The following is a 1,525-nucleotide window of genomic DNA, read 5'->3' on the forward strand; positions in this document are numbered from 1 at the left end:
CCCAATGCCGCGCAGTTTAGGGGTGGGGCGGCTGGTCAAGTGGGTTTTGTTGTGTGGCTTGGTGTGTCGTGAATGCAGGCAGCGGAACTCCCGGTAGAGAGGGTTTGTCCTCCAAGACAACCCTGGAAGCCGAGAGTTCCGCTGTTGGATCAGTCTGTCATCACCAAGCACATAGTGGTAGCCGGAGGCCGGTTCGCGCCGGGTCATCTGGGCGAGTTGACTCGGATCGTGCCGTTCGAGATGGTCGACGCCGCGCTGGAATCGGGGCGGGCAGTGCAGTCGCGGTTGCGGGAACTACCCTCGCGGGTGGTGGTGTATCTGCTGCTGGCAGCGGGTTTGTTCCCCGATATCGGCTATACCGGAGTGTGGGCGAAGCTGTGCTCGGGCCTGCGCGGGCTCGCGGTCGCGGCACCGGGTTCCTCCGCGTTGGCCCAGGCCCGCCGCCGGATCGGGCCCGCCCCGCTGCGGGAGTTGTTCGGTCTGCTCGCCGGGCCTGCCGCGGGCGCGGCGCGTTGGCGGGGCCTGCTGGTGTGTGCCATCGATGGCACCAGCATGTTCGTGCCCGACACCGCCGCGAACCTGGGCGTGTTCGCGCGCCAGAGCGGCGGCAACGGCGACTCCGGGTACCCGATGCTGCGGCTGCTGGCTGTGGTGGCCTGTGGTACCCGCACGGTCATCGACGCCGTGTTCGGCACCTATGGCGTCGGCGAACTCGCCTACGCGCCAACACTTTTCCCATGCCTGCGTGAGGGCATGTTGTTGCTGGCCGACCGCGGTTTCGGTTACGCCGAGCCGGTCTCGGCGATCGCCGCTACCAAGGCCGATCTGCTCATCCGCTGCAAGAACAACCTCGCGTTGCCCGCGCTCGAGTATCTGCCCGACGGCACCTGGCTCACCTCGATGGGGTCGGTGGTGGTACGGGTGATCGACGCCGAGATCACCGTCACCCCGCACGGCGGGCCACAACGGCATGAACGCTACCGCCTGGTCACCACCCTGGGTGACCATCGCCGCTACCGGGCGAGCGATCTGGTCCAGCTGTATCACCAGCGGTGGCAGATCGAAACCAGCTACGCGGAACTGAAATCCACCATCCTCGGCGGCCGGGTGCTGCGCGCCCGCACCCCGGCCGGGATCACCCAGGAGGTCTACGCACTGCTGTGCACCTACCAGGCGCTGCGCATCGCCATCGCCGACGCCACCTCAACCGACCCGCACCTCACACCCCTGCGCGCCAGCTTCACCATCGCCGTGAACACCGCCCGTGACCAGGTCGTCCACGCCGCCGCAGTGATAGTCGACGACGCGATCGACCTGGCCGGCGACATCGGACGCGCGGTCCTGGCCGATCTCCTGCCCACACGCGGACCCCGGCAAAGCCCCCGCGTGGTCAAACGCGCCATCTCCAAACACCGCGCCAAAGGCACCATCGACCGCACCAACTACCCGCGGATCAATATCGCCATCAACCTGCGAAAACCACTGACTTGACATCAGACCCACCCCCCAAACTGCGCGGCATTGG

1 protein-coding gene is annotated in these 1,525 nt (G+C 67.0%); it reads left to right on the top strand.

Annotated features, from left to right (window positions below):
- Window positions 1-144 precede the first annotated feature (144 nt).
- The gene (locus tag ACW2Q0_RS31110) at window positions 145-1,491 is read left to right on the top strand and encodes an IS4 family transposase (RefSeq protein WP_457194492.1); all 1,347 of its coding nucleotides are present in this window, start codon (window positions 145-147) and stop codon (window positions 1,489-1,491) included.
- Window positions 1,492-1,525: the final 34 nt, after the last annotated feature.

The sequence above is a fragment of the Nocardia citri genome, from assembly GCF_054065835.1.